This is a genomic window from Alkalicoccobacillus porphyridii (genome assembly GCF_007293315.1).
GTDB classification, from domain to species: Bacteria; Bacillota; Bacilli; order Bacillales; family Bacillaceae_D; genus Alkalicoccobacillus; species Alkalicoccobacillus porphyridii.
The window spans coordinates 1-2954 of the sequence record NZ_VLXZ01000030.1; the positions used below are offsets into that span (position 1 = coordinate 1).

1 rRNA gene is annotated in these 2954 nt (G+C 53.6%); it reads left to right on the plus strand.

Going from position 1 to position 2954, the window contains the following annotated elements:
* The first annotated feature begins 1 nt into the window (after nt 1).
* Nucleotides 2–2937, plus strand: a 23S ribosomal RNA gene (locus FN960_RS20625).
* Nucleotides 2938–2954 lie beyond the last annotated feature (17 nt).

The window sequence follows — 2954 nt, forward strand, 5'->3', positions numbered from 1 at the left end:
TGGTTAAGTTAGAAAGGGCGCACGGTGAATGCCTTGGCACTAGGAGCCGAAGAAGGACGCGACGAACGGCGAAACGCCTCGGGGAGCTGTAAGTGAGCTTTGATCCGAGGATATCCGAATGGGGGAACCCACCATTTTTAATCGAATGGTACCCGTACCTGAATACATAGGGTGCGAGGAGGCAGACCCGGGGAACTGAAACATCTAAGTACCCGGAGGAAGAGAAAGAAAAATCGATTTCCTGAGTAGCGGCGAGCGAAACGGAAAGAGCCCAAACCTGAAGGCTTGCCTTCAGGGGTTGTAGGACACTCCATTGGAGTTACAAAGAAACGGAGTAGGCGGAGCTTTTGGAAAGAAGCGCCAGAGAGGGTAACAGCCCCGTAGCCGAAACTTCGTTTCCTCCGGAGTGTATCCTGAGTACGGCGGGACACGTGAAACCCCGTCGGAATCCGGGAGGACCATCTCCCAAGGCTAAATACTCCCTAGTGACCGATAGTGAACCAGTACCGTGAGGGAAAGGTGAAAAGCACCCCGGAAGGGGAGTGAAAGAGATCCTGAAACCGTGTGCCTACAACTAGTCAGAGCCCATTAACGGGTGATGGCGTGCCTTTTGTAGAATGAACCGGCGAGTTACGATGTCGTGCAAGGTTAAGCTGAAGAGGCGGAGCCGTAGCGAAAGCGAGTCTGAATAGGGCGCCTAAGTACGCCGTCGTAGACCCGAAACCGAGTGATCTACCCATGTCCAGGGTGAAGTTCAGGTAACACTGAATGGAGGCCCGAACCCACGCATGTTGAAAAATGCGGGGATGAGGTGTGGGTAGGGGTGAAATGCCAATCGAACTCGGAAATAGCTGGTTCTCCCCGAAATAGCTTTAGGGCTAGCCTCGAGGGAAGAGTCTTGGAGGTAGAGCACTGATTGGACGAGGGGTCCCCACAGGATTACCGAATTCAGTCAAACTCCGAATGCCAAGCACTTATCCTCGGGAGTCAGACTGCGAGTGCTAAGATCCGTAGTCAAGAGGGAAACAGCCCAGACCATCAGCTAAGGTCCCCAAGTATACGTTAAGTGGCAAAGGATGTGGAGTTGCCCAGACAACCAGGATGTTGGCTTAGAAGCAGCCACCATTTAAAGAGTGCGTAATAGCTCACTGGTCGAGTGACTCTGCGCCGAAAATGTAACGGGGCTAAACGTATCACCGAAGCTATGGATGAACACCTTTTGGTGTTCGTGGTAGGGGAGCGTTCCAAGGACAGTGAAGCTAGATCGTGAGGACTAGTGGAGTGCTTGGAAGTGAGAATGCCGGTATGAGTAGCGAAAAGAGGGGTGAGAATCCCCTCCGTCGAAAGCCCAAGGTTTCCTGAGGAAGGCTCGTCCGCTCAGGGTCAGTCGGGACCTAAGCCGAGGCTGAAAAGCGTAGGCGATGGACAACAGGTTGATATTCCTGTACCACCTCTCCACCGTTTGAGTAATGGGGGGACGCAGAAAGGTAGGGTGAGCGCGCTGATGGATATGCGCGTCTAAGCTGTTAGGCTGGAAAGTAGGCAAATCCGCTTTCCGTTCGGCTGAGCAGTGATAGCGAGGGAAATGTTAGTACCGAAGTCCCTGATCCTCCGCTGCCAAGAAAAGCCTCTAGCGAGGTGGAAGGTGCCCGTACCGTAAACCGACACAGGTAGGCGAGAAGAGAATTCTAAGACGCGCGGGAGAACTCTCGTTAAGGAACTCGGCAAAATGACCCCGTAACTTCGGGAGAAGGGGTGCTCTATTAGGGTGCAAGCCCGAGAGAGCCGCAGTGAAAAGATCCAAGCGACTGTTTAGCAAAAACACAGGTCTCTGCGAAGCCGCAAGGCGAAGTATAGGGGCTGACACCTGCCCGGTGCTGGAAGGTTAAGAGGAGGGGTTATCCTTTTAGGAGAAGCTCTGAATTGAAGCCCCAGTAAACGGCGGCCGTAACTATAACGGTCCTAAGGTAGCGAAATTCCTTGTCGGGTAAGTTCCGACCCGCACGAATGGTGTAACGATTTGGATACTGTCTCAACGAGAGACCCGGTGAAATTATAGTACCTGTGAAGATGCAGGTTACCCGCGACAGGACGGAAAGACCCCATGGAGCTTTACTGTAGCCTGATAGTGGATGTTGGTATCGTTTGTACAGGATAGGTAGGAGCCTTTGAAACCGGAGCGCCAGCTTCGGTGGAGGCATTGGTGGGATACTACCCTGACGGTGCTGACATTCTAACCTCGACCCGTGATCCGGGTCAGGGACATTGTCAGGTGGGCAGTTTGACTGGGGCGGTCGCCTCCTAAACAGTAACGGAGGCGCCCAAAGGTTCCCTCAGAATGGTTGGAAATCATTCGAAGAGTGCAAAGGCATAAGGGAGCTTGACTGCGAGACCTACAAGTCGAGCAGGGACGAAAGTCGGGCTTAGTGATCCGGCGGTGCCGAATGGAAGGGCCGTCGCTCAACGGATAAAAGCTACCCTGGGGATAACAGGCTTATCTCCCCCAAGAGTCCATATCGACGGGGAGGTTTGGCACCTCGATGTCGGCTCGTCGCATCCTGGGGCTGAAGTAGGTCCCAAGGGTTGGGCTGTTCGCCCATTAAAGCGGCACGCGAGCTGGGTTCAGAACGTCGTGAGACAGTTCGGTCCCTATCCGTCGCGGGCGCAGGAAATTTGAGAGGAGCTGTCCTTAGTACGAGAGGACCGGGATGGACACACCGCTGGTGTACCAGTTGTTCCGCCAGGAGCATCGCTGGGTAGCTACGTGTGGACGGGATAAGTGCTGAAAGCATCTAAGCATGAAGCCCCCCTCAAGATGAGATTTCCCATGGCGTAAGCCAGTAAGACCCCTTAGAGATGATGAGGTTGATAGGTCTGGAGTGGAAGTGTGGCGACACATGGAGCGGACAGATACTAATCGGTCGAGGACTTATCCAAAATCATGGTGAAAAGAT